The organism is Yersinia ruckeri ATCC 29473 (assembly GCF_000754815.1).
Taxonomy (GTDB): Bacteria; Pseudomonadota; Gammaproteobacteria; order Enterobacterales; family Enterobacteriaceae; genus Yersinia; species Yersinia ruckeri.
This window is the reverse complement of sequence record NZ_KN150747.1, coordinates 568,296-593,265: the sequence shown is the minus strand read 5'-3', so window position 1 is coordinate 593,265 and position 24,970 is coordinate 568,296. Positions and strand designations below refer to the sequence as shown.

Here is a 24,970-nt window from a genome sequence, read left to right as displayed (position 1 = left end):
TATTAATCCTCTCGGGCAAAAAGAGCCTCAATAAAATCGTCAGCCTTAAATGGCCGTAAATCTTCAATACCTTCGCCAACACCAATATACCGGATAGGAATACCAAACTGATCAGCAATCGCGAAGATGACCCCACCTTTGGCGGTACCATCCAGCTTGGTCAGGGTGATCCCCGTCAGGCCGACGGTTTCATTAAACAGTTTGGCCTGGCTGACCGCATTTTGTCCGGTGCTGGCATCTAACGTCAGCATAACCTCATGAGGGGCATCGCCGTCCAGCTTTTTCATTACCCGGACAATCTTCTTCAGCTCTTCCATCAGGTGGGCTTTATTCTGCAAACGTCCTGCGGTATCTGCCAGCAACACATCAATACCGCGGGCTTTAGCCGCCTGAATCGCATCGAAAATAACAGAAGCCGAGTCGGCACCGGTATGCTGCGCCACCACTGCAATCTTGTTGCGCTCGCCCCACACCTGTAACTGCTCTACCGCTGCGGCGCGGAACGTATCCCCAGCCGCCAACATGACCGACTTACCTTCCGCCTGGAACTGACGCGCCAACTTACCAATAGTGGTCGTTTTGCCGACGCCATTCACTCCAACCATCAGGATGACGTACGGTTTTTTGCCACTCACATCCAGAGGTTTATCGACTTTAGCCAGAATCTCAGACATCTCCTCCTTCAGTTTTCCATACAGAGCTTCGGCATCTTTCAATTGCTTACGGCTAGCATGCTCGGTCAGTGAGGCAATAATCTTACGCGTGGTTTCCACACCCACATCGGCGATCAGCAGTTGTTCTTCCAGTTCTTCGAATAAATCGTCATCAATTTTCTTGCCGCTGAACAAGCCCATAAAACCGGAACCCAGGTTTTGTTTGGTTTTGAGCAAGCTGCGTTTTAACCGCGCAAAAAAACCTTCTTTGGTCGGGCGTTCTTGTTCCTGCGCAACTGGCGCAATCACCGCCTCGTGCTCTTCAAGCCCAGCGTCTTCGATCGGTTCAGCAAGAGCAACAACCTCAACTGCTGGCTCCGGCTGAATAACCTCAACTTCTGGCACTGTTTCCGCAGGAATGACGATCTCTGCTTCAATCAGGGCTGATTCAGGTTCAGAAACCTGCGGTTGCACCTGTTCGGTGGCCATTTCAACAACAGTTTCGTCCATGACCGGCTCGATAGCCCGCACCACTTCTTCGGCCAAGAGCTCAACGGATTGCACTTGTTCTGTCACCACAGCGCTAGCTGGCTCAATGACTTTGGGTTCCACTGTTTCAGCGACAGACTGAATGGCAGCAAGCTCAGGTTCAAACGGTGTTTCATCAAGCAATGGCGCGATATCAACAACTGGTGCAATTTCAGCCGCCACTTCGGCGTTAACTTCGCTATCCCACTCGCCTGGCACCACAGTGTCAGGTGTTGAGGTTTCCGCCAACTGCACGGGTTCCTGAGCGGCAACAGGTGCGACTTCCGCCGCTACAGTTGGTTGTTCATCAACAACCGGCTCAGCGACCGACTCTTCTTTCTTCTGTTCTTCACTCTGACGGCCAAGACCCAGCCAGGAAAAAAATCCACGTTTTTTTTCTTTTGCCATTTGCGACTACACTCCTCGCGGTTAAATCATGGCTTACATAAATAAGATAATAACTCGCAGTCTATCACTTTCCCCCGAACAGCAACACGCACACGATGCTGCTTTCCGTTGTGAATTCAATCAACAAAGTATTAACGTTTCCCCTCGCAGCACACATCGGTAGAATAGCGGCTATATCTTCTGTTCAGTGCCGCCAAAATGGCCACATTTCAAGCAAGCGAGTTATGGCAAAAAAACCACAGCAACAATCCTTCGGGCAGATTCGAATTATCGGTGGCAAATGGCGTGGCCGGAAATTACCCGTTCCCGACAGCCCGGGTTTGCGTCCCACAACCGATCGCGTGCGAGAAACCCTGTTTAACTGGCTAGCTCCGATGATTCAGGGCGCACGTTGTCTGGATTGCTTTGCCGGCAGTGGTGCGCTGGGGCTAGAAGCCCTCTCTCGTTATGCAGGCGAAACCGTGTTGCTGGAATACGAGCGCCATGTTGCCCATCAGCTTAGCCGCAATCTGGCACTGTTGAATGCCGATAATGCACAAGTAGTGAATACCAATGCCCTAAACTGGCTGGCGCAAGCAGGTAAACCCTTTGATTTGGTTTTTCTCGATCCCCCCTTCCGTAAAGGGTTGCTGGCGGAAACGGTCAATTTGCTGGAGCGACAAGGCTGGCTGGCTGATGAGGCCTGGATTTATGTAGAAGCCGAAGCCGAGAGCGCCGCCACAGACGTACCATCAAGCTGGCAATTACATCGTGAGAAAGTGGCCGGTCAGGTCGCCTATCGTTTATATATTCGTCATTATGCTGCGGAAAATGCGGTACAGGAGCAACAAGATGTTGATTAATCTTGGTCGTTTATTGATGCTCGGCGTATGGGCTTTTTTAGTTCTGAATTTGATTCAGCCATTCCCTAGTCCACTGAAATACTTTGTGAATGTTGCGATGATTTTTATGGTACTGATGCATGGATTGCAGCTGATATTGCTAAAATCGACCCAGCCAAAAGATCAGCCGATCAGCGGCTGGCAGCAAGTCAGGATTTTTGTGTTTGGCATATTTGAATTATTGGCATGGCAGAAAAAACAGCCACCGATGCCCAAGAAATAAGCATCAGTCTTTTTTCGGGCTATTAGAATGTTGACTCGGTGTGAAATCAATATATCGGGTACCTTGTAATTGCAAGGTGCCTTGCGTACCTGGGTTAATACGCTGATATTCTTCCCGCGCCAATCTAATGTTAAGTTCACTACCACTTAATAACGGGCGGAAAGACACTTCATAATCTTTATCTTCCGCCACAATTTCCTCCCGCTGGCGGGAACGGCGATTCGGCGACAATATCTCACGTTTGTTACTGACTTCGACCTGAAGGCTCCGCACTGGCAACTTATCGTTTTCCGCATCCTGACGCCGTTTTTGCCAATACTGACGCGTGGCTAAAATCACAATCAGCGCAACGACCACAATAAAAATTAACGGTGGTTTACTCATGGATAATTGCATCCGCTCAGGGTTTATTTCCGGGTAAGTAAGGGAAACTCATCACATTCGCGCCCAATTCAGAGATACGCGCGTTGCCTTTTTCCGTCACCGCATCAATGCGAATGATTGCGTGAAGTGGAATATAACTGCGGTTTACGCCGGAGAACTCGGTTTTCAGTTTTTCTGTTGAAGGATCGACCAACACAGCCGATTGGCTATCAAAAACAAAACCAGCGATTTCAATAAAACCAAATAGCGAGCTTGGCATTATCTCGCGGACATAGAGCTGATAATTTTTACCGTTGTTCATGAACTGAATACGGTAAAGCGTTTGATCATTCGCCATTGCGTTACCTATTGATATCCATTTATCACGTCAGTCTCAGAGGGAGAGTATCGGTGGTTAACATACCATGAAGCCACTAAAGACGCATCCGTACCCTTGACGTGATTACGTCTGGCAATAAAGCACGCCAGATTGGCGCGAATGGTTTACCAAGTTGCACTATTCCCTCTGTTCCATCCAAGACCCAACGATAAACATATTGCAAATACAATCAAAAAGTTATCTATTTTCACACCTGTGAATCATATTTATAAAAAGACCCATTATTATAGGTTAATGCTTATTGAGAATATCATTCTCACTATCTCACTCAATGCTGAGCATCCACCTGCACCAGTCGGCAGATAAAATAGGCTGACGGCAGAATAGACGTTGTTGTTCCACCTTGCTATCCCCTACACTTAAAAGAGAAACTGGGTGTAAAGTTGTCGCAATAAAACAGGCATTTTTACAAACACCTAACGCTGAAAAGGATAGAAAATGAGCTGGCCATTCCTTGCTGTATTTTTTTCTGGTTGGTTATTCGTTGATGCCACCTACCGTGGGCCACGCTGGCAACGCTGGCTATTCAAACCTGTTACATTATTACTGCTGGTGCTACTCGCTTGGCAGGCTCCGGTTCTTGGGCCGGCGGGTTATCTGATTGTCCTCGGTCTGTTAGCGACCATGGTAGCCGATGCATTGTTGTTGCTACCCAGTGAGCGCTTACTTTATGCCATCGGGGCTTTTTTCCTTTGCCACCTGCTGTATACCATCAGTTTTGCGACCCAGATGTCGATCAGTATTTTCTGGCCATTGCCGTTAGTGCTGATCATTATTGGCGCATTGCTGCTGGCAATCCTGTGGACGCGGTTGGAAGAAATGCGCTGGCCGATAGTAACCTATATGGCCATGACGCTGTTTATGGTGTGGGTCGCTGGCGAACAATATTTTGCCCGTAGCACCGATTTGGGGTTTTCGTTACTCATCGGTACCTCGCTGCTACTTTTGGCCAATATCGTCTGGCTGCTTAGTCGCTATCGTTTCTCTTTCCGGGCCGCTGATGCCTTGGTTGCAGGCTGTTACTTCGTCGGTCACTTCCTGATTGTCCGCTCCCTTTACTTGTAACCCCTACGCCCCACGCTAGTGGGGTGTCGCTTTTTATTTTGTCCGCCATAAACCTTCTACTATTTCCACTACCGATTAATTCATCGCTATTTAGTAATAATTCTTATTCTTCTATTGACTCTGGAGTCAACTCCAAGGTGTAAAGTCCTATCATTAACGATGAATTATCCGTTTCGGGGACTCTATGCATTCACATCACGACCATAAACAGCAAAATTCCACTCATCGCCATGAGTCGGAAAAACATGCTCACACAGCTCAAAAAACGTGCTGTAGCAATAGCGCTGACGATAGTCTGAATACTGCGCCGCTGGCCGCCGACCACCAGCGCTACAGCTGGCAGATTAAAGGTATGGATTGCCCAAGCTGCGCACGCAAAGTTGAAACTGCCGTTGGCAATCTAAGTGGCGTGGAACAGGTCAAAGTGCTATTTGCGACGGAAAAACTGGTTGTCGATGCTAAAAGCGATATCCGCCAGCAGGTACAAGATGCCGTCACCAGAGCAGGTTTCAGTTTGGTGAATACGGTGGGTGCTTCGGGGCAACAATCCCCCGCTGCCGAGCAAAAATTTCGCGAATATTTTCCACTTATTATCCTAACCACCTTGATGGTACTCAGTTGGGTAGCATCATTATTCAGCCCTGAAATGGGTCGTATCGCCTTTATTATTACTACTTTGGTCGGGTTGGTACCGATCGTCAGCAAAGCGTGGAAACTCACCCGCTCCGGAACGCCTTTCGCCATAGAGACGCTGATGAGCGTCGCCGCCATTGGTGCACTGTTTATCGGTGCAACGGCGGAAGCAGCGATGGTGCTGCTGCTGTTTATGCTGGGTGAGTTACTGGAGTCTTATGCTGCCGGCCGCGCACGTCGAGGCGTTTCGGCACTAATGGCGCTGGTGCCAGAAGAGGCGCTGTTACTAACCGAAGGGCAACGGCGTCGGGTGCCGGTTGCCAGCCTGCGCCCAGGTGACGTTATCGAAATCGCACCGGGTGCACGCTTACCCGCCGATGCAAAGTTGGTTACAGCGTTCGCCAGTTTCGATGAAAGTGCATTGACCGGCGAATCGATCCCCGTTGAACGCCAACAAGGGGAAAAAGTGGCGGCAGGTAGTTTGTCCGTCGATCGGGCGGCACAAATGCAGGTGGTATCTGAACCCGGCAACAACGCCATCGATCGGATTCTGCAATTGATTGAACGGGCAGAAGAACGTCGCGCTCCGATCGAACGCTTTATTGACCGCTTCAGCCGTATTTATACGCCACTGATTATGCTGCTGTCGGTATTGGTCATTCTGATACCGCCGATATTCTATGCACAGTCGTGGGATATCTGGATTTACCGTGGTTTAACACTGTTACTCATCGGCTGCCCTTGTGCATTGGTGATTTCAACTCCGGCGGCCATTACCTCAGCGCTGGCGGCAGCTACCCGTCGTGGGGCGCTAATCAAAGGTGGTGCGGCATTGGAGCAGTTAGGTCTGATTCAAACTGTTGCCTTCGATAAAACAGGTACTTTGACCGAAGGAAAACCGCAAGTCACTGATGTACTGCCGGTGGATGGCATGACTGAACGCCGTTTGATCGCGCTGGCCGCCGCCGTTGAAGCCGGTTCTCATCATCCGCTGGCGACAGCCATTTTGCAGCGAGCCACGCAAGATTCGCCTGATTTACCGCTGGCCAATGAACGCCGTGCATTAGCTGGGATTGGTGTTGAAGGTGTCGTTGATGGCCTGAAGATTCTGGTCAGTTCACCCGGAAAACTGGCGGCACAGACCTTAGATAGCCACTGGCAAACACAACTGGATCAGCTAGAAAGCAGCGGGAAAACGGCTATCGCGGTACTGGAAAATGATCGATTCATTGGGTTATTGGCATTGCGTGATACCTTGCGCAGTGATGCAAAAGCAGCCATTAACGCATTGAAAAAAATTGGTATTCAAGGCGTGATGCTAACCGGTGATAATCCAAGAGCAGCCGCAGCAATTGCCTATGAATTGGGTATCGACTACCGCGCAGGTTTACTACCAGCAGACAAAGTCGAGGCGGTAACCGCCTTGAACCAACAACAGCCTACAGTCATGGTTGGTGATGGTATTAACGATGCACCCGCCATGAAAGCCGCCAGCATTGGCGTTGCCATGGGCAGCGGTACCGATGTGGCATTGGAAACCGCCGATGCTGCATTGACGCATAATCGCCTGACCGGACTGGCTGAGATCATCGTTCTTTCCCGTGCAGCACGAGCCAATATTCGGCAAAACATTGCTATTGCTCTGGGATTGAAAGGCATCTTCCTGGTGACAACGCTGCTGGGACTCACCGGATTATGGCTGGCGGTGCTGGCGGATTCGGGTGCAACGGCACTAGTGACCGCCAATGCCTTGAGATTATTGAGGAAACGCGATCTTTAAGCCACATCCATCAATGATAACCTGCTCGTAGCGGCGCAAACAGGCAGATCATCAAGACGCCGTGAATACCTCCTTGTCGGCTCGTTCCGCGCCATCCCTGGCGCGGACGCTTGACTCGTTTGCCTGTCTTCTCAACCAAAGATCACTGGGTCGAGGTTTGTCAGCGGCCTGAACGGCCCAACAATGAGCCGTTGTTTTCGTCTACGTAAATAGTCAGTGACTAACCCTGTATACCTTTACGAATCAGATATCGATAAGGCGTAGCTTCGATCTGTTGTGCCACCAGTTCATGATCCATAAAGCGGCAAAAACCCGGAATGTCGCGTGTGGTAGCCGGATCGTCAGCGATGATCAGCAACGTCTGTCCCTGTTCCATATGGCGTACCGTTTTTCGCACCATCATTACCGGCTCTGGGCAGCGTAGGCCAAGCGTATCCAGGGTTTTATCGGGATGGGAAAAGGGGTCGGTCATCGGGTTTCTCTCGTTAGTCATAGTACAAAAATCAATCTCGCCGGGAACATCCCGATAAAAGCCAGCTAGTTTACTCCGCCCATTTCCTGGTGCAAGCTACGCTAACGTTTGCGCTAAAATTAACCGTTGCATTCGTTGCGCAAACACGTATTATGCCGCCGCACCGCAAAAATTCGGGCAGATTCAGTCTGGGTTCCCTCACCCCAATAACCAAAAAGGTCACATCATGTTTTCGTTTACGCCCCAACAGCGGATGACCGCTTTGGTATGGCTTTCGCTATTCCATATTGTCATCATCACATCCAGTAATTATCTGGTGCAATTACCAATTGCTATTTTTGGCTTTCACACCACCTGGGGAGCTTTCACCTTTCCCTTCATCTTTTTAGCTACCGATCTTACCGTGCGAATTTTTGGTGCGCCTTTGGCTCGCCGGATTATTTTGTCGGTAATGTTACCAGCGCTGCTGATTTCCTATCTGGTTTCGGCCCTGTTCTTTCAAGGTAGCTGGCAAGGGTTCCCTGCACTCACCAGTTTTAATGTGATGGTTGCCCGTATCGCCGTAGCCAGTTTTATGGCCTACGTTTTAGGGCAGATTTTGGATGTTCAGGTGTTTAACCGTTTGCGTCAACGCAGCGCCTGGTGGGTGGCTCCTACTGCGGCCATGTTCTTCGGTAATATTAGTGACACCATGGCGTTCTTCTTTATCGCTTTCTACAAAAGCAGCGACGCTTTTATGGCCGCGAACTGGGTAGAAATTGCCTTAGTGGATTACACATTCAAGCTACTGATTTGTCTGTTTTTCTTCCTGCCCGCCTACGGCGTAATGCTGAATGTATTGCTGAAGTATTTTGCTCGCCAAACAGCAGCACGACCATTAGCACAAATTGGCTAACTATCGGGGTTAACTCGTAAGGGTGGCCGGCCTTGCGCATGGCCCCCTGTCATGCATAGAATTCTCTTAAATTTGGCCTTTAGACATTTCTTTACCGAACAATCTGTTGCATTTACCTGCTGAATAAGGTGCGATACAACTATTGAGTTAAGGCTTAAAAACTTTCATCCAGAAGGAATTCCCATGAACAAAATGACCAAACTCTTCGCCGTTGGTTTGCTGGTTAGCGGGCTGAGCGCCTGTGATGTCAAAAACGACAATAACGTCGGCCAACCACTGAGTCTGTTGGACGGTAATATTGCTCTGGTTCTGCCCGCCGAGTTTTCCGATCAAAGCGATAAAATCAGCAATCCTGCCAGCAATAAGCACGTTTATGCGACTAATAATGGTGAAAAAGCGGTAGTGATTATTTTAAATGATAAGAACACCGAAAAATTGGACGTGCTGGCTCAGCGTCTGATCGAACAACAGAAAACCCGCGATGCCAATTTGCAAATCGTCACCAATAAATCTATCGAAATTGACGCAAAACCGTTGCAGCAATTGGATAGCATTATCACTAGTGGCGGTCAGAAAGCGTATTCATCCGTGGTGATGGGCAATGTGGGTAACAATAGCATGACGCTGCAAATTACGCTGCCAGCAGAAAACCAGCAGCAGGCACAGACCGAAGCCGAATCCATTATCAGCAGCCTAAAACTGAAATAAACCGGTTAAGCGTTAAGAGAGCGCGGATCACCGCGCTCTGAATATGCTATGCCAATGCCCGAGCCAACAACGTTATCGGATGCTCGCATGGTTTACTGGTGGACATTTCTATCTGCCACTTACAGGTTTCACAGTCAGTAATCACCAAATCCACGCCACTTTCCTCGATCTGGCGGAAAAGTGATGCCCCGATTCCCTGAGATGTGGCGTAGTTTTCGGACTTAAATCCATAGGTGCCAGCAATACCGCAGCACTGAGAATCCAACGTCACCAATTCAACACCGGGAATGCGCTGCAACAAGGCCAGTGTATACGCCGTCCAGCCCATTTTTTCCATATGGCACGGCGTATGGTAGGCAATACGCAATGGCAAATGTTTCAGCGGTAATTCCCGCCCTTGATCCAATAATCGGTAAATATAACGCGTAGCCAGCTCGACACGATCCCGTACGGGCGTCGTATCCACATCCAATAAATGAGGGTATTCATCCCGCAGGGTAAAGGTACAGCTGGAAGAGGTCGCGACGACAGGAATATCCCGCCCGATCACCGCGTCAGTCAGTGACTCAAGGTTAACTTTGGCCTGTTTTTTGGCCTGTTCGATAAAACCGTTGGCAATCAACGGGACACCGCAACATTTTTCTCGTTTCAGTAATTGCACACCGATGTTCATCGCGTTGAACACGCGGATTAAATCCTTCCCGAGCTGCGGATGGTTATAGTTAACAAAACAACCGTGGAAAAACGCCACCTGCTCGGCATATTGCTGCTGTTTGGCCGCCTGCTGGCGATACCAGCGCCGGAAAGTCCCGAAAGAATACTTGGGCAGTTCACGCCGATGGTCAATTTTCAGTGCTTTATCCAGCAAGTTACGTACCGGTTTTAATCCAGTGATAGCATTAATTACTGGTGCAAACGGCGTTGATAGTGAGCCCATCAGGTCGGTGTGGCTTAAAATCGCATCGCGCAGTTTGGGTTTATCGCTACCATAACTGGCTTTGGCGCGCTGAATAATGTCACCAATTTTTACGTCGGACGGACAAGCTACCTCGCAACGTTTACAGTTAGTACAGTATTTCAGTGCTTCGTCATACAACATCGGATCTTTGAGTCGCAGACGCTCTCCGTCCGGCCCCGCCTGTTTAGGCCCCGGATATAACGGGTTAACCTTAGCCACCGGGCAATAAGTCGTGCATATCGTGCATTTAATGCAGCTTTCAAAACTGTTATCCCGCGGTAAACTCATGGTTTCACCTCCGTGATTTCGGCAATTTGGTGGGCAGCAAACAGCGCGCTGGTCAGAGATACGCCCGCGCCGCATCCTTGCTGTAATGGATCATAGCCACCCAGTACTGCACCAATGGCATACAGATTTTCCAGCGGCTTACCGCCGCGTAATGCACGCAATTGATCGTCCGTTTTTACGCCGAATTGCAGGTACGGCTGTGCATCAAACATATCGCTACGACTCCAGTCCGCACGATTTGGCAGTGATAACATATCCAGCCCCAGAATCGGCTCATAGACCTGATCAAAACTGGCTACCAGCCCGTTGCTGAAAAAGCTGCCGCTCGCCAGAACAATATGAGGCGCTCTTAGTGGGATATCGCCGTGATTACGACTATATAAGCCAGCCACGCGGTTGCCGTCCAACTCAGCGCGTAATACCGCATCGCCAGGCATCACCAAGCCGCCAAGTTGCTGAAAACGTTGGCGCAAAGCCTGATGTAAACGCATGCCCAGCAGAGATGGCGGCAACGTCGGCAATAACATCACCGGTTTGCCGACCGCTAAACACAAGGCTTCCAGTTGTTCTGGATTGTCTAGACCAATACAGGCGGGTAACAAGATCATTTGTGCCTGATGGGATAAGCGGCACAGCTCCTCAGCCAGAGGCTCCAGGCTTTCAGCCAGATCCAGTACCCGAGCAATATTCACTGCACGAAATTCACTCGGATTATCACGCAGTCGATCTAATGCCGGTAGATGCATATAGCTTGACGTCGCAGCCACTCCCTGAGTTTGCAGCGCGTCTGCCACCATTTGTGGCTGAAAATCGAGGAAGCCTTCAATACCGATGACCGCAATCTGTTGGTAACTTAGGTTAGCATCCAGCGTAGTGACCGGAATTTCTGCCGGGCTTAACCAGGTTGGTCGACGGGTTCCCAGCGGCGTAATACGCATATGGTTTTCTGCCGCGCTACCAACAAACGATAAATGACAGCGACTCAGCAACGCCTGAGCTTCACTGGCCAGCGACGCTACCGCCATTGCCCCCATTATGCTATAAGGATGTTCAGGTGCCTGTTGCGCCAATGCATCCAGTGCCAAAAGCGGTTGACGAACTTCATCACCATTCGGTAACTGTGCCAGTAGATCCAGTGAACCGGATGAGAAATGCAACGCACTTTGCCCAGCGCTCACAATGGCGCAATATTTTCCCTGCTCTGCCAGACGAATGCCACAGGTCAATCCTGCCAGCCCGCCGCCGATAATAATTGCGTCAAATTTCATCCTTTTTCTCCTGAGCTGAATGCGTGGCAGAGGCCCGATCCAGACCACACAATCCCTGATAGATCCAACTGGTAAATTCACTTTCCCGCAGTGCATCACCCCAGGCTATTGGTCGTACGCCTTTCCAACGTTCATTGAGAAATTGTGTCAACTGCTCACGAGATTGTTGCGGTGTAGTCACGTTGAAACGGTTAAGTAGACCAGCGGCACGACAGGCACATAACTCACCCTGACAAGTACCCATGCCGACGCGGGTGCGACGACGTAAATCTAGTAAGTTATTTACCGTAAGAGATTCAATGGCATAACGTACTTCACCCGCAGTTACGGCTTCACATTCGCACACCAGACTGTTATCCAGCCGATTGCCTGCTAATAATTGGGTTGCTCTGTCGCCATGACGATACACCGCAGAACCGCGAATACTTGCCGGTAGGGAAATGACCTTGCGCAGCGTTTGTTCTGCTGACTGGCGAGAACCAGGTAACGGTTCTTGCGCCGTAGTACAACTGGCGGTGTGCCCCAATTTCTCACACACTTTATCCGTTGCCCATTCCGCCATCAGGCGATAAGTCATTAACTTGCCGCCGGTGATGGTAATAAAACCTTCCAAACCATCGCGGCTGGCGTGGTCTAGCAGCACAATACCGCGACTGACATTACGTCCGCTCGGGTCATCATCGCTAGCCACCAGTGGGCGCACACCAGCATAGGCTCGCAGGATGCGGGTGGCCGCCAGCTTAGGTGACAACTTCGAACCTTCACGAATCAGAATGTCCACCTCTTGCGGCGTGACCAGCATATTGTCGATTTGGTCATAATCAATATGGGTGGAGGTCGTGCCAATCAGGGAGATCGTATCGCCCGGTACCAAAATATCTGCATCAGCCGGTTTTCGGCAGCGGTTAATGACCATGTTATTGATACGATGACCTAAAATCAGTAACGCCCCTTTAGCGGGGAACATTCTGACCCGCAAATCGGCATATTCCGCGATATGCTGCCCCCAAATCCCAGCCGCATTAACCACAATTTGTGCATGAATATCATACTGATGCTGATTTTTATGGTCGAATACACGCACACCGCTCACACGATCGCCCTGACGAATAAGACCGATCACTTCGTGATAGGTCAAAACCTGAGCACCATGTTCACGGGCATCCAGCATATTCGCAGCGGTCAGGCGAAAAGGATCTACCGTGCCATCCGGCACTTTAACCGCTCCGATCATCGCTGGGTTGGCTGCTGGTTCCATTCGCAGCGCCAATGCGGGATCAATCGCTTCTGCATCAATACCTGCCAGCTGACAACTGGCAATAAACTGTTGCTGATACTCGAGAGAATCTTCTGGCAAGGTGATAAACAGGCCATTTGTGGGTTCAATACAGTGACGAGCAATGCGCTTGAGAATCCGATTTTCTTCAATACATTCTTTGGCTGATTCGCTATCCGTCACTGCATAACGAGCACCGCTGTGCAGCAACCCATGATTTCTGCCGGTGGCTCCCGTCGCGATATCGTGCCGCTCCAGCAAAATACAACCTAATCCACGGCGGGCACAGTCTCGGGCGATACCCGCGCCAGTTGCCCCCCCACCAATGATGATGACATCCGTTTCGCTGTAAGGAGAACTGTTCGTCATGAAAGACCCCACTTTAATAGACAACCGCCTAGCGGCTAAATTTACGCCTATTGAGACACAATCCGTAAACGGATTGTTTGATAAGGAACAAAAACGAACCAAAAACGAAAACCAAATGATGGATAAAAACCATGATTGTGATCAAAGTCACACAGCAAGACTCACTTTTTATTTCAAATCGTTAACTAATCGCTCAAAATCCGTTCCGTTAACATAAAACTGTAACAATTGCGCCATCCCTCACAGATAAGTCGTTCGTTTTTATCTAGCATTGCGCTCGTTATAGAACATAAACGATAGAAGGTTAGCAATTCTGCCGTCGGTCCAGACACCAGGTCAGGCTGAGATCGAACAAATGATTAATGCCATTGGAGGCACTCATGTTGAGTATATTTAAGCCTACGGCTCACCAAGCCCGGCTGTCAGAAGATCGGATAGATCCGACTTATCGCCGCCTACGCTGGCAAATCTTTATGGGGATTTTCTTCGGTTACGCCGCCTACTATCTGGTGCGTAAAAACTTTACTCTCGCCATGCCGTATTTGATCGACCAAGGTTTCTCACGCGGCGATCTTGGCTTTGCTTTATCTGGCATTTCAATTGCCTATGGGTTTTCCAAATTTATCATGGGCTCGGTTTCTGACCGGTCAAACCCGCGAGTATTCCTCTCCGCCGGTTTGATTTTGGCCGCTGCCGTGATGCTGTTTATGGGCTTCGTACCTTGGGCAACCTCCAGCATTGCTGTCATGTTTGTACTGTTGTTCCTGTGCGGTTGGTTCCAAGGAATGGGCTGGCCACCGTGTGGCCGTACTATGGTGCACTGGTGGTCGAAGAAAGAGCGAGGCAGCATCGTTTCGGTATGGAACTGTGCTCATAATGTCGGCGGTGGTTTACCACCATTACTGTTCCTGTTGGGGATGGCCTGGTTTAACGACTGGAAAGCCGCGTTATATATGCCTGCCTTCGGTGCCATTCTGGTTGCACTGATTGTGTTCGGTCTGATGCGTGATACGCCTCAATCCTGCGGCCTGCCGCCGATTGAAGAATATAAAAACGACTATCCAGACGATTACAGCCAAGAAGCAGAAGAAGAGCTGACGGCTAAACAGATCTTCATGCAGTACATTCTGCCGAATAAATTGCTGTGGTATATCGCTATTGCCAACGTATTCGTTTATCTGTTGCGTTACGGCATTCTGGACTGGTCACCCACTTATCTGAAAGAAGTAAAGCACTTCGCGCTGGATAAATCCTCTTGGGCCTACTTCCTGTACGAATACGCTGGTATCCCAGGTACGCTGCTGTGCGGCTGGATGTCAGACAAAGTATTCAAAGGTAACCGTGGGGCCACTGGCGTGTTCTTTATGACGCTGGTCACCATCGCCACTATCATTTACTGGCTGAACCCAGTCGGTAATCCTGGCATTGATATGGCCTGTATGATCACTATCGGCTTCCTGATTTATGGACCGGTCATGCTGATTGGCTTACATGCGCTGGAATTGGCGCCGAAGAAAGCGGCAGGGACGGCGGCGGGCTTTACCGGACTGTTCGGTTATCTGGGCGGTTCGGTCGCCGCCAGTGCCATCGTCGGTTATACCGTTGACTACTTCGGTTGGGATGGCGGCTTTATGGTGATGATTGGCGGTAGCATTCTGGCGGTTCTGTTATTGATCGTCGTTATGTTCAGCGAGAAAAAACATCACGAAGAAATGGCAAAAAACCGCGCTAATTAAGGTTCGGTAGCCAGTCTCTGTGTTTCAGGCCGTGCCGTTATATTTGGCGACACGGCCTTTTTTGTACCCTAAAACCAAAAAATGGAGTAGGTAAACCATGCAAACTCACGTTAAAGCCTTGGTCGCTGGCATTATTCTGGCATCCTCAATGGCCGGTGTTACTCAGGCCGCAGAAAAAATTGTTATCGCTCATCGCGGTGCCAGCGGTTATCTGCCTGAGCATACCTTGCCAGCCAAAGCCATGGCCTATGCGCAGGGAGCCGATTATCTTGAACAAGATCTGGTGATGACTAAAGATAATGAACTGGTGGTATTACACGACCATTATCTGGATCGCGTCACCGATGTTGCGGAGCGTTTCCCTGACCGCGCACGAAAAGATGGACGCTACTACGCCATTGATTTTACGCTGCCGGAAATCAAATCCCTGAAGTTCACCGAAGGTTTTGATATTAAAGACGGCAAAAAAGTACAAAGTTATCCAGGCCGTTTTCCTATGGGGAAATCTGACTTTCGTGTTCATACCTTCCAGGAAGAAATTGAGTTTATTCAGGGGCTAAATCATTCAACCGGTAAAAATATCGGCATCTATCCGGAAATCAAAGCTCCGTGGTTCCATCGTCAGGAAGGAAAAGACATTTCCTCTAAAGTGCTGGACGTGCTGAAAGAGTATGGCTACACCGGTAAAGCCGATAAAGTTTACCTGCAATGCTTTGATGCCAATGAATTAAAAAGAATTAAAAATGAGCTGGAACCACAGAAAGGCATGGATCTGAAGCTGATCCAGTTAGTGGCTTATACCGATTGGAACGAGACCTACGAACAGCAACCAAACGGTAAATGGGTAAACTATAGCTATGACTGGATGTTCAAACCGGGAGCGATGAAGCAAGTGGCACAATATGCCGATGGCATTGGCCCAGACTACCATATGTTGGTGGCCGCCGAATCTACACCGAATAAAATTATCTTCACCAATATGGTTAAAGACGCGCACGCCAGCAATATGATGGTGCATCCATACACTATCCGCGCTGACGCATTACCGAAATATGCTACTGATGTTAATCAGCTTTATGACATCATTTACAATCAGGCAAAAGTTGATGGCGTATTTACCGATTTCCCGGATAAAGGCGTACAGTTCCTGCAAAAACAGGGGCAGCATAAGTAAGGTTGAGATCGACTATGGCGATGACGCCACGACTCGAACACACTGCCGCTGATTGACAGTGGTAACAACAGGGCGATAACACTATCGCCCTCAGACTGCTGACAAACCGCGATCCTGCGATCTCTGGTGGGGAAGACCGGTAGAAGAGTCAAGCGTCCGCGCCAGGGATGGCGCGGAACGAGCCTACAAGGACGTATTCACGGCGTCTTGACGATCTGCCGGTTTTCACCGCAACGAGCACTTTGTCATTAACCTCAGGGCGATAACACTATCGCCCTGTTAACCTTTATTCAGCCAAAAACATTTTGCGCAAGTAATGCGGTACCGCATCGTCGGCATTGGAGCCAATCACTTCCAAATTCGGCAAGATATCTTTCAGACGCTGATGTGCATCACGCATAATGCAGCCTTTACCTGCCATTGACAGCATTTCCAGATCATTCATGCCATCACCGAAAGCAATACATTCCTTCAGTGAATAACCAATAATTTTAGAGACTTGCTCCAGGGCATGACCTTTGGATACGCCACCCCCCATCACTTCCAGACAAGTTGGGAAAGAGAAACTCACGTTGACCCGATCGCCCCAGCGCGCGTTAATTGCTTCTTCGAGAACCAATAGCTTATCGTGGTCTTCGCAGGTGAAATACACTTTGCACACACCATCGGTTGGCAGCAGCGCTGGTTCAAACAGCTGGTAATTAAATACGGATTCGCGGAAGAACTCTTTCTGTTCTGGGTTTTCACGGTTCATATACCATTCATCGCCCAAATAGACGTTAGTCAGGATATCCGGATTGTTGTGCTCAATATTGTAAAGATCACGAGCAATATCGCTATCAAGGTTATGGCTGAAGATCAGCTCTCCAGCAGAGTTATGCACCCGTGCACCGTTAGAGGTAATCATAAATGCGCTGATCTCCAGACTGTCGCGAATCTGTGAGACATCAATATGGTGGCGTCCAGTGGCGAACACAAAATGTACGTCGCGTTCGGTCAGCAGTTTTAACGTTTCTTTGGCGTAAGGCGTGAGAATATGGTCAGGTGACAGCAGAGTGCCGTCTAAATCGGAAGCAACAACATGATACATGGCGGTGTTCTAACCTCTGGTGGAATTAGCGTCAGCAGGGACGCGCGGTTGATGATGTTGCGCAAAAAAACGCAATATGGCGCTTAGCGCCTCGACACGCAGCGTGTCCCGCTCGAACAGGATCTCATGGCGTGCTCCTTTAATCACTCGGGGAGCGCCCCCATCACAGGGGTGGCCGGCCTGAGCCATTGCCTGACAAAAAGCGTCCTGAGCCGGGTTGGAAACTACCCGGTCCTCACTGGCCTGCAATAATAAGACTGGGGTGGTGATTTTATCTGCCTCGGCAATAATCTGTTCACTGGCGTTCAGACTTTCCCGTACCCAGTGATAAGTCGGGCCACCCACCCGAATTTCTGGCGTATCAGCATAGTGGCGCAAACAGCGACGATAACGTTCGCGGCTGTGGGTCAGCATATTGACGATAAACGGCAGCGGCCGCCACTGACCGGTGCCAATGGCGTAGTAATCACGAAATTTTTTGTGGCTCTCAGTCCAGTTAACAATCCGATGCGCCAACCATTTCGGCATAGGAAGATGAATACCCAGCATCGGCGCACATAGCGCTACAGCATCAAAAGCCGTCGGGTCACGCATCAGATAACGCAGCAGTATTGCACCACCCATCGAATGCGCTAGCGCGTAGCGCTTGAGGTAATGGCTATTGCTGAGTTCTATGCTGATCCACTGGGAAAAATCTTCAACATAATCGTCAAAATTCACCACGTGACCGCGATGAGGGTCTGGCAGCATACGTCCGGAGCGCCCCTGACCACGGTGATCCAGCACCATAACGTCATAACCTTGCTGGAAAAGATCGTAGGCCACTTCAGGGTATTTTACGTAACTTTCGATGCGCCCAGTGACCAACATCACCACCTTGGTGTGATGAGGGGAACGAAAACGAACATAACGGATAGGGATATTATCGACACCAGAAAATTCGGCCTCTTCCCGCTGCTGCCAGAAATCCAGCAGTGGCCCGTTAACAAACGCAGAAAATTGCGCTTCCCGGGTTAACCCGTTTTCAATGTTCGTTTCTAGCGGCATAGGGTTGTTAATTGCATCCTTAAACCGGTGTCCTTAGGTTTTTTCGCGTCGTGGCACATCTAAAAAGCAATAGCGCATTGTGCCACAAATTTAACCATTCAGGGAGTTTTGCCATAACCTTAGACCGGAGGTTAACCCATCCACTAACAATTTTTATCTGCCGTTTTCACCGAATTTCGATGCTATTAACACCATGAATACCACCATTCGCCACCGGAGATGCCGCGTCAATTGCCGAGCATTGATGGCGACAAGGCGAGTTGAGGTTTATCTTGAGAAAATAAGATGCAACCCAAAACTGACAAATAGCACGCCTGCCAGCCCATCGATCCACTTGGATAATCGCTGATAACCTCGACGCATAAGCGGTAAGGCGAAAACGCAGGCCACAATACTGAACCAAGTAAAGGTTTCTACGACGATTAAGAGAAACAGCCCCCAACGCGCACCTGCGCTAACATCCTCTCCAACAAACAATGAGAAGACGCTGCCGAAATAAATCACAGCTTTAGGGTTAGATAAGTTAGTCAGAAAACCGCGTAAGAAGGTGTGACCACGCAGCGGTAGCGCCATTTCCACCTGCCCTTCGGCCAAATGCCCTTTGGCTCGTGCCGATTTCAGCAATTGCCAGCCCATCCAGCACAGATAAAGCCCACCACCAACCATAATTATCTGATGCAACCACGCCATTTTTTGCAAAATCAGATGCAGCCCCATGAGTGCGATAGCCGCCCATACCACGATACCCAGCGAGATGCCTACCACGCCTTTCATCGCCTCACGACGGGAACGACTGGCGGCGGTTTGTGATACAAAAAAGAAGTCAGGGCCTGGGCTCATCAAGGCAATAAGGTGAACCAGTGCCACGGTAAGAAACAGTATTAACATGAAGGTATTCCGACAGGAAATAAAGAAGAGGAACCACTCTATCACGCGCATGGCAGCCCAACCAGACCGCCATTTATGCTTGCGCCGAATAGGAAATGTATCGTTACTCGCCGTTATCCAGGTGGTCGCGAATCACCGCCATAAATGGCGCACCAAAGCGTTCCAGCTTACGCTGGCCCACACCATTGACACTCAACAACTCGTTGGCTTTGATCGGCATCTGCTCAGCCATTTCCAACAAGGTTGCATCGTTGAACACGACATAAGGTGGAATATTTTCTTCATCTGCGATGGATTTACGTAGTTTGCGTAACTTGGCAAACAGTTTACGGTCGTAGTTGCCGCCGTAGGATTTCTGATTGGCACTGCTGCGAGGTTTCAGGCTTTGAATGCGCGGCACCGCCAGTTGAAGAGAAATTTCTGCCCGTAAAACCGGCCTGGCTGCTTCAGTCAACTGTAACGCCGAAAATTGGGCAATATTTTGGCTCAACAGACCCAGATGTATCAGTTGGCGCAGTACGCTAACCCAGTGTTCGTGAGTTTGCTCGCGGCCAATACCGTAGACAGACAGCTTATCATGACCCATTTCGCGGATACGCTGATTATTGGCTCCCCGTAGCACCTCCACGATATACCCCAAGCCAAAGCGTTGCCCAACCCGATACACGCAGGATAGTGCCTTTTGCGCATCACCCAATCCATCGTAGCGTTGTGGTGGATCCAGACAGATGTCACAGTTGCCGCAAGCTTGCTGTTGACCTTCGCCAAAATAGTTAAGCAGCACCAAGCGGCGGCAGGTTTGCGCTTCAGCGAAAGCGCCCATCGCATTCAGCTTGTGCCGTTCCACATCTTGTTGTGCGCCAACGGGTTTATCTTCCAGACAACGGCGTAACCATGCCATATCCGCCGGATCGTAAAGCAGTATCGCCTCAGCAGGTAGGCCATCACGCCCAGCACGACCGGTTTCCTGATAGTAGGATTCAATGGTGCGCGGAATGTCGAAATGCACCACAAAACGGACGTTAGGCTTGTTGATACCCATACCAAAGGCCACAGTGGCGACCACCACCTGTAGGTCATCACGCTGGAAAGCTTCCTGCACCTGCGCACGCCGTTCATTGTCCAGCCCGGCGTGGTATGCCGCCACACTCAACCCACGACTTTGCAATCGCGCCGTGGTGTCTTCAACTTTGGCGCGGCTATTACAGTAAATAATGCCGCTTTTTCCCCGTTGATCCTGCACAAAACGCCACAGTTGGTCCAAAGGTTTGAACTTCTCGACCAAGGTATAACGGATATTGGGGCGATCAAAGCTGCTGACCTGAATCAGCGGTTGGTTCAAGTCTAACAGACGAACAATGTCACCACGCGTCGCTTCATCCGCCGTGGCGGTTAATGCAATAACCGGTAACGCAGGGAAACGACGTTTAAGCTGGCCGAGCGCGCGATATTCTGGACGGAAATCATGCCCCCATTGAGAAATACAGTGCGCTTCATCAACAGCCAGCAAGGCCGGACGCCAATGCTCGAGCTGCTCAAGAAAGTTTTCCATCACCAAACGTTCCGGGGCGATGTAAAGCAACTTAATCTGGCCGTTACGGCAGCCGTCCATCACGGCTAACTGCTGCTCACGGGTTTGCGACGAGTTAAGGCAGCCTGCCGCTACACCGTAAGCCAGGAGTTGATCAACCTGATCTTTCATTAACGAAATCAGCGGGGAAACCACCAGCGTCAAACCGTCCATCACCAACGCAGGAATCTGATAACACAAGGACTTACCGCCGCCCGTCGGCATGACCACCAGGCAGTCCTGCCCGGCGAGCGTCGCGTTAATGATTTCTTGTTGTCCTGGTCGGAATTGTTGATAGCCAAAAGTCTCTCGCAAGACTTGCGCTGCCAGTTGCTCCTTGTTTATCACTGCCGCGGTAGACACTCGTTTCCCCAACTCTTGGATCTGAACAGGCCGGTTAACCGGCCTGTGTATGATTCTGAACTCACGCCAAACGGCGCTACATGACGTCGTTCAACATGATACCCATACCAACGCGGGTTTGCCTAAAGTTATAGTCAATCATTGACTCACCATAGCCGCTAAATACTTGAGTATAGAAACGGACATGCTTGGTAATTGGGTAGCTCCAGCCCATTTCAGCACCACCGTAACCGGAGTTCCAGTTATACCGGCCTTCTACGCTGAACACGCTGTCTCCCCAGGCATAACCCACTTTTAAGCGATAGTGACCCATATATTTAGTGATATCAGGATTATCATCTTTTGCATCACTTTCCGAGAAGCGGAACCAAGGTTTCAGATCCACTTCCCAATCTCCACGATGCGCCATCACACGTGCATAGCCACGATTCCAGCTACGCGACGTCGGGTCAGCCTTACCGTTTGACTGGTGATTCAGACCAAACTCAATTTCCCGTAAGGTCCAGCCAGCAAAGTCATAATCGGTCGCCCAAGCCAAAAAGATTTGAGGTTCGTAGTTTGTCTCGCGGAAAGGTGCAGATTCATCGCTGTTAGATGCCTGCCACCATGAACGTTGCGTATAGGACGCACCCAGCAAGGAGTTTTCCCCAGCGATACCTCGCCAAATAGGGAATGCCAGACTCAATTGAAATTTGATTTCATCTTTATTGGCATTATTTGCCCAGTCATAGGAGCTGATGGCCTGTTTGTTGATATCACTGGTATACGTATAAAGCAGATAATTGGTTTCATACGGGTACAGTAGGAAAGGGTTATCATGATCCTGCAACATGGCGGAAATAATACTGCCGCGAACCACCGGTGCATTATGAGTCTTTTCTACTAACGCCTCTTCTGCCTGTGCCAATGTTGGCACCAATAACAAAGCCACTAATATTCGCCAAAAGATTCCCATCATTACTCCCATTATCGAATGGATTATTCGTATTTTTTATGAAAAGCAGCTCATTCTACACACAAACAATAGCTTGGTTTAGCGTTGTTTAGTTTTATCACTGAGCCACTGGCGCGCAACAAAACATAAGCATAAAATAAACATTTGATTAACAGCCACTGTATTACAGTGGCGACAAAATGAGAATCGTGCCACATGTCAGGAACTATATTAACCCTTGAAGAGGCTCGCTGCATGGTGGGCGAGGTTTTTGTTTACCACATGCCATTTAATCGTGAGCTAGGTCTTGAATTGCATCGTTTTGAACAGGATTATGCTGAAGTCACCTTCAGTAACCAAGATAAATTGGTCGGTAACATTGCACAACGTATCTTGCATGGTGGTGTGATCGCGTCAGTGCTAGATGTGGCTGCGGGTCTGGTCTGTGTCGGTAACAGCCTGATTCGTGATGAGCCGCTGGTTTTAGAGGAGCTGCAAGTTCGTTTGGCCAAAATGGGTACTATCGATTTACGCGTCGATTATTTACGTCCTGGCCGAGGGGAACATTTTACTGCCAGTAGCAGTATTCTGCGCAGTGGGAATAAAGTCGCGGTTGCCCGTGTTGAATTGCATAATGAAAAATCTGTACATATTGCCAGCGCCACCGCGACTTATCTGGTGGGATAATTCATGACCTTGCGACGGTGAGCCGCTCAGAGGTGCTTCGGCACGCTAACTTCAGTACACTCACTGTCTCTCTTTTCTGTACCGAGTCATTTCATGGATAAGCAACAAACACGCCAGGGCATTTTATTTGCACTGGCGGCCTACTTTATTTGGGGTCTTGCTCCGGCCTATTTCAAATTAATCCAGCAAGTCCCAGCAGATGAAATTCTGACTCATCGGATTATCTGGTCATTCTTTTTTATGCTGATTCTGCTCACGCTAAGCCAAAATTGGCCGCAGGTACGGCAAGCCTGTAAGAATCGGAAACGTCTGCTATTACTGGCCGTGACCGCGTTACTCATTGCCAGTAATTGGTTGCTGTTTATCTGGGCGGTAAATCACCACCATATGTTGGAAGCCAGTCTGGGTTACTTTATTAACCCATTGGTCAATGTGCTATTCGGTATGCTATTCCTCGGCGAGCGTTTTCGTCGGATGCAATGGGTTGCGGTAGCGCTGGCCTTTGGGGGCGTACTGATCCAGCTGTGGCAATTTGGTTCATTGCCAATGATTGGGCTTGGGCTGGCCATTAGCTTTGCGTTATACGGCTTATTGCGGAAAAAGATGGGAATTGATGCGCAGACGGGCATGTTGGTCGAAACCCTGTGGCTACTCCCTGTGGCCGCCGTGTACCTGTTTTTCATTGCCGACAGTCCAACCAGCCATCTGAGCGTGAATGCCTGGTCGCTCAATCTGTTGCTGGCTGCCGCTGGTGTGATCACCACCATTCCATTGTTACTGTTTACCGCCGCGGCCAGCCGCTTGCGGCTCTCGACACTGGGTTTTTTCCAATACCTCGGCCCAACGTTGATGTTTATTCTTGCTGTCAGCTTCTATGGCGAGACCGTCAGCAGTGACAAGATGGTGACATTTGGATTTATCTGGGCAGCCTTGCTGCTATTTACGCTGGATGCACTGTACACACAACGCAAATTACGTTAGTCACTGTCCTGAAATATCATGCCCGTCGATCGGTGTCGGGCATGATTAACTCGCCGGCTTACAACCAGTTTTTGCGTTTGAAATACAGATAAGGTGCCAAACCGGCCACAATCATCAGGCCAATGGCACCAGGATAACCGAATGACCAGCGTAACTCGGGCATAAACTCAAAGTTCATACCGTAGCTGGATGCGACTAGCGTTGGCGGCAGGAAGACCACAGAAACCACCGAGAATATTTTGATAATACGGTTCTGCTCGATGTTGATAAAACCCATCGCGGCCTGCATCAGGAAGTTGACTTTCTGGAACAACGATTCATTGTGCGGCAGCAAAGATTCGATATCGCGCAGTACTTCCCGCGCCTGCTCCAACTGACCCGTCGGCAATCTGGCTTTGCGCACCAGGAAGTTCAACGCGCGCTGGGTATCCATCAGGCATAGCCGAACCTTCCAACCGATATCTTCCTGTTCCGCCAGCGTAGACAGCGCAGCATCGTATTCATCCCCTTGCTGGCCCTCCATAATCACGCGGCTTAATGCCTCCAAGTCGCTGTAAATATTTTCTATTTCATCAGCCAACTGCTCGATCTTGGTTTCGAACAAATCCAACAGCAGCTCGTAGGCGTTGCCATCAACCAAGGTCTGATTGCGTGCACGCATACGATATAGGCGGAAAGCAGGCAGCTCACGCTCACGCAACGTGTACAGGCGGCCATCACGGATGGTGAATGCCACGGTGGAGTTTCCTGCGTGATCTTCGGCATCTTCGAAATAGAAGAATGAGTGAATATGCAAACCGTCTTCGTCTTCGAAAAAACGGGCTGAAGCCTCGATATCGTCCAGTTCCGGGCGGGTTGCCAGACTTTGCCCCAATTCACATTGGACGCGCTCACGTTCACCCTCTTCCGGCTCAACCAGATCGACCCACAAAGAAGATTTCAGATCGTCAGATTCATCCAGTTCCAGACGGCATAAGCGATTGTTGTCTAATTTAAATGCGCTCAGCATGTGCCATAACTCCCTTGGGGTAATGGATAGGGATTACGCATTGAAGCACAGAAACAAGGGGATGTCGTTACACCAGCAAGTTTCAGACCATAAGGAGACCTGACTCACAGCGACAATCAAACGAGGTCACTGACAACCACTAAGGCTATCAGCATAAGAGGATAGCCTTAGAAGTTGCACCCGATGTACGGGTTATTGAGCCAGTATCTACTGGGTGTGTCCAAGGCGAATGTCCTCATAAAGAATAGTGCGCGCATGTTACGCTGAGAAGAAAAAGACTGTCAACCGCTATGGAACAGTTAATCCAGACACTGAATTTGTCT

Annotated in this window: 24 protein-coding genes; 11 read left to right on the top strand and 13 right to left on the bottom strand. The window is 49.7% G+C overall.

Annotated elements, in window-relative coordinates:
* Positions 1-2 precede the first annotated feature (2 nt).
* Positions 3-1,589 carry a signal recognition particle-docking protein FtsY gene (gene ftsY, locus DJ39_RS02685; protein ID WP_004720562.1) on the bottom strand — a complete coding sequence of 529 codons (1,587 nt, stop codon included), beginning with the start codon at positions 1,587-1,589 and terminating at the stop codon, positions 3-5.
* Between the two features lie 224 nt (positions 1,590-1,813).
* Between ftsY and rsmD the strand changes: the two genes are divergently transcribed.
* Entirely contained in the window at positions 1,814-2,431 is a 618-nt protein-coding gene (gene rsmD / locus DJ39_RS02680) for a 16S rRNA (guanine(966)-N(2))-methyltransferase (protein WP_004720564.1), read from the top strand.
* Positions 2,421-2,693: a DUF1145 family protein gene (locus DJ39_RS02675; protein ID WP_038243180.1), complete on the top strand. Its 273-nt coding sequence runs from the start codon at positions 2,421-2,423 to the stop codon at positions 2,691-2,693. Before rsmD ends, DJ39_RS02675 begins: the two co-directional genes overlap by 11 nt.
* 3 nt (positions 2,694-2,696) lie before the next feature.
* Here DJ39_RS02675 and DJ39_RS02670 read toward each other — a convergent pair whose 3' ends face one another.
* Positions 2,697-3,077: a DUF2500 domain-containing protein gene (locus DJ39_RS02670; protein ID WP_038243178.1), complete on the bottom strand. Its 381-nt coding sequence runs from the start codon at positions 3,075-3,077 to the stop codon at positions 2,697-2,699.
* Between the two features lie 16 nt (positions 3,078-3,093).
* Positions 3,094-3,414 (bottom strand): DUF1820 family protein, encoded by a 321-nt coding sequence (locus DJ39_RS02665; RefSeq protein WP_004720570.1) that lies wholly within the window; start codon positions 3,412-3,414, stop codon positions 3,094-3,096.
* Positions 3,415-3,894: 480 nt separating this feature from the next.
* Between DJ39_RS02665 and DJ39_RS02660 the strand changes: the two genes are divergently transcribed.
* Positions 3,895-4,521, top strand: coding sequence for a lysoplasmalogenase (locus DJ39_RS02660; RefSeq protein ID WP_004720572.1), 627 nt, complete (start codon positions 3,895-3,897; stop codon positions 4,519-4,521).
* 184 nt (positions 4,522-4,705) lie between these two features.
* Complete coding sequence (locus DJ39_RS02655; protein WP_038243175.1) at positions 4,706-6,934, top strand: zinc/cadmium/mercury/lead-transporting ATPase; 2,229 nt, start codon at positions 4,706-4,708, stop codon at positions 6,932-6,934.
* Between the two features lie 220 nt (positions 6,935-7,154).
* Here the strand turns inward: DJ39_RS02655 and tusA are convergent, their stop codons facing one another.
* A complete protein-coding gene (gene tusA, locus DJ39_RS02650; protein ID WP_004723312.1) occupies positions 7,155-7,406 on the bottom strand; it encodes a sulfurtransferase TusA in 252 nt (83 codons plus the stop codon).
* Positions 7,407-7,632: 226 nt separating this feature from the next.
* Here tusA and DJ39_RS02645 point away from each other — a divergent pair, with 226 nt between their 5' ends.
* Entirely contained in the window at positions 7,633-8,301 is a 669-nt protein-coding gene (locus DJ39_RS02645) for a 7-cyano-7-deazaguanine/7-aminomethyl-7-deazaguanine transporter (protein WP_004723313.1), read from the top strand.
* Between the two features lie 183 nt (positions 8,302-8,484).
* A complete protein-coding gene (locus DJ39_RS02640; RefSeq protein ID WP_004723314.1) occupies positions 8,485-9,009 on the top strand; it encodes a DcrB family lipoprotein in 525 nt (174 codons plus the stop codon).
* Between the two features lie 46 nt (positions 9,010-9,055).
* Here DJ39_RS02640 and glpC read toward each other — a convergent pair whose 3' ends face one another.
* From glpC to glpA, 3 genes are read right to left on the bottom strand one after another with little or no spacing between them, the layout of a single operon-like run.
* Positions 9,056-10,255, bottom strand: a complete 1,200-nt coding sequence (gene glpC / locus DJ39_RS02635) for an anaerobic glycerol-3-phosphate dehydrogenase subunit GlpC (RefSeq protein WP_038243172.1) — start codon at positions 10,253-10,255, stop codon at positions 9,056-9,058.
* The gene (glpB, locus tag DJ39_RS02630; protein ID WP_038251132.1) at positions 10,252-11,523 is read right to left on the bottom strand and encodes a glycerol-3-phosphate dehydrogenase subunit GlpB; all 1,272 of its coding nucleotides are present in this window, start codon (positions 11,521-11,523) and stop codon (positions 10,252-10,254) included. The genes glpC and glpB overlap by 4 nt, the downstream gene beginning before the upstream one ends.
* On the bottom strand, positions 11,513-13,168 hold the full coding sequence (gene glpA, locus DJ39_RS02625) for an anaerobic glycerol-3-phosphate dehydrogenase subunit A (RefSeq protein ID WP_004723317.1): 1,656 nt from the start codon (positions 13,166-13,168) through the stop codon (positions 11,513-11,515). The genes glpB and glpA overlap by 11 nt, the downstream gene beginning before the upstream one ends.
* On the opposite strand from glpA, the gene DJ39_RS02620 reads away from it, so the two are divergent.
* From DJ39_RS02620 to glpQ, 3 genes are all read left to right on the top strand, one after another.
* A complete protein-coding gene (locus DJ39_RS02620; RefSeq protein ID WP_038243168.1) occupies positions 13,167-13,385 on the top strand; it encodes a hypothetical protein in 219 nt (72 codons plus the stop codon). The two genes, glpA and DJ39_RS02620, sit on opposite strands and share 2 nt — an antisense overlap.
* A 163-nt stretch (positions 13,386-13,548) precedes the next feature.
* Entirely contained in the window at positions 13,549-14,904 is a 1,356-nt protein-coding gene (glpT, locus tag DJ39_RS02615) for a glycerol-3-phosphate transporter (protein ID WP_038243165.1), read from the top strand.
* Between the two features lie 97 nt (positions 14,905-15,001).
* Complete coding sequence (gene glpQ / locus DJ39_RS02610) at positions 15,002-16,078, top strand: glycerophosphodiester phosphodiesterase (RefSeq protein ID WP_004723319.1); 1,077 nt, start codon at positions 15,002-15,004, stop codon at positions 16,076-16,078.
* 286 nt (positions 16,079-16,364) lie between these two features.
* Here glpQ and yigL read toward each other — a convergent pair whose 3' ends face one another.
* The 5 genes from yigL to pldA all read right to left on the bottom strand — a co-directional run bounded on the left by yigL (position 16,365) and on the right by pldA (position 21,991).
* On the bottom strand, positions 16,365-17,168 hold the full coding sequence (gene yigL, locus DJ39_RS02605; RefSeq protein ID WP_004722696.1) for a sugar/pyridoxal phosphate phosphatase YigL: 804 nt from the start codon (positions 17,166-17,168) through the stop codon (positions 16,365-16,367).
* Between the two features lie 9 nt (positions 17,169-17,177).
* Complete coding sequence (pldB, locus tag DJ39_RS02600) at positions 17,178-18,215, bottom strand: lysophospholipase L2 (RefSeq protein WP_004722697.1); 1,038 nt, start codon at positions 18,213-18,215, stop codon at positions 17,178-17,180.
* Positions 18,216-18,482: 267 nt separating this feature from the next.
* Positions 18,483-19,103: a threonine export protein RhtC gene (gene rhtC / locus DJ39_RS02595; RefSeq protein WP_004722699.1), complete on the bottom strand. Its 621-nt coding sequence runs from the start codon at positions 19,101-19,103 to the stop codon at positions 18,483-18,485.
* Between the two features lie 103 nt (positions 19,104-19,206).
* Positions 19,207-21,036, bottom strand: coding sequence for an ATP-dependent DNA helicase RecQ (recQ, locus tag DJ39_RS02590; protein ID WP_004722700.1), 1,830 nt, complete (start codon positions 21,034-21,036; stop codon positions 19,207-19,209).
* Positions 21,037-21,112: 76 nt separating this feature from the next.
* The gene (pldA, locus tag DJ39_RS02585) at positions 21,113-21,991 is read right to left on the bottom strand and encodes a phospholipase A (RefSeq protein WP_038243161.1); all 879 of its coding nucleotides are present in this window, start codon (positions 21,989-21,991) and stop codon (positions 21,113-21,115) included.
* Positions 21,992-22,186: 195 nt separating this feature from the next.
* On the opposite strand from pldA, the gene DJ39_RS02580 reads away from it, so the two are divergent.
* Together DJ39_RS02580 and rarD are read left to right on the top strand one after the other, a co-directional pair.
* Positions 22,187-22,657, top strand: a complete 471-nt coding sequence (locus DJ39_RS02580; protein WP_038243158.1) for a thioesterase family protein — start codon at positions 22,187-22,189, stop codon at positions 22,655-22,657.
* Between the two features lie 93 nt (positions 22,658-22,750).
* Complete coding sequence (gene rarD, locus DJ39_RS02575; RefSeq protein ID WP_004722707.1) at positions 22,751-23,638, top strand: EamA family transporter RarD; 888 nt, start codon at positions 22,751-22,753, stop codon at positions 23,636-23,638.
* A gap of 58 nt (positions 23,639-23,696) precedes the next feature.
* On the opposite strand, the gene corA is transcribed toward rarD, so the two are convergent.
* On the bottom strand, positions 23,697-24,647 hold the full coding sequence (gene corA, locus DJ39_RS02570) for a magnesium/cobalt transporter CorA (RefSeq protein ID WP_004722710.1): 951 nt from the start codon (positions 24,645-24,647) through the stop codon (positions 23,697-23,699).
* Positions 24,648-24,970: the final 323 nt, after the last annotated feature.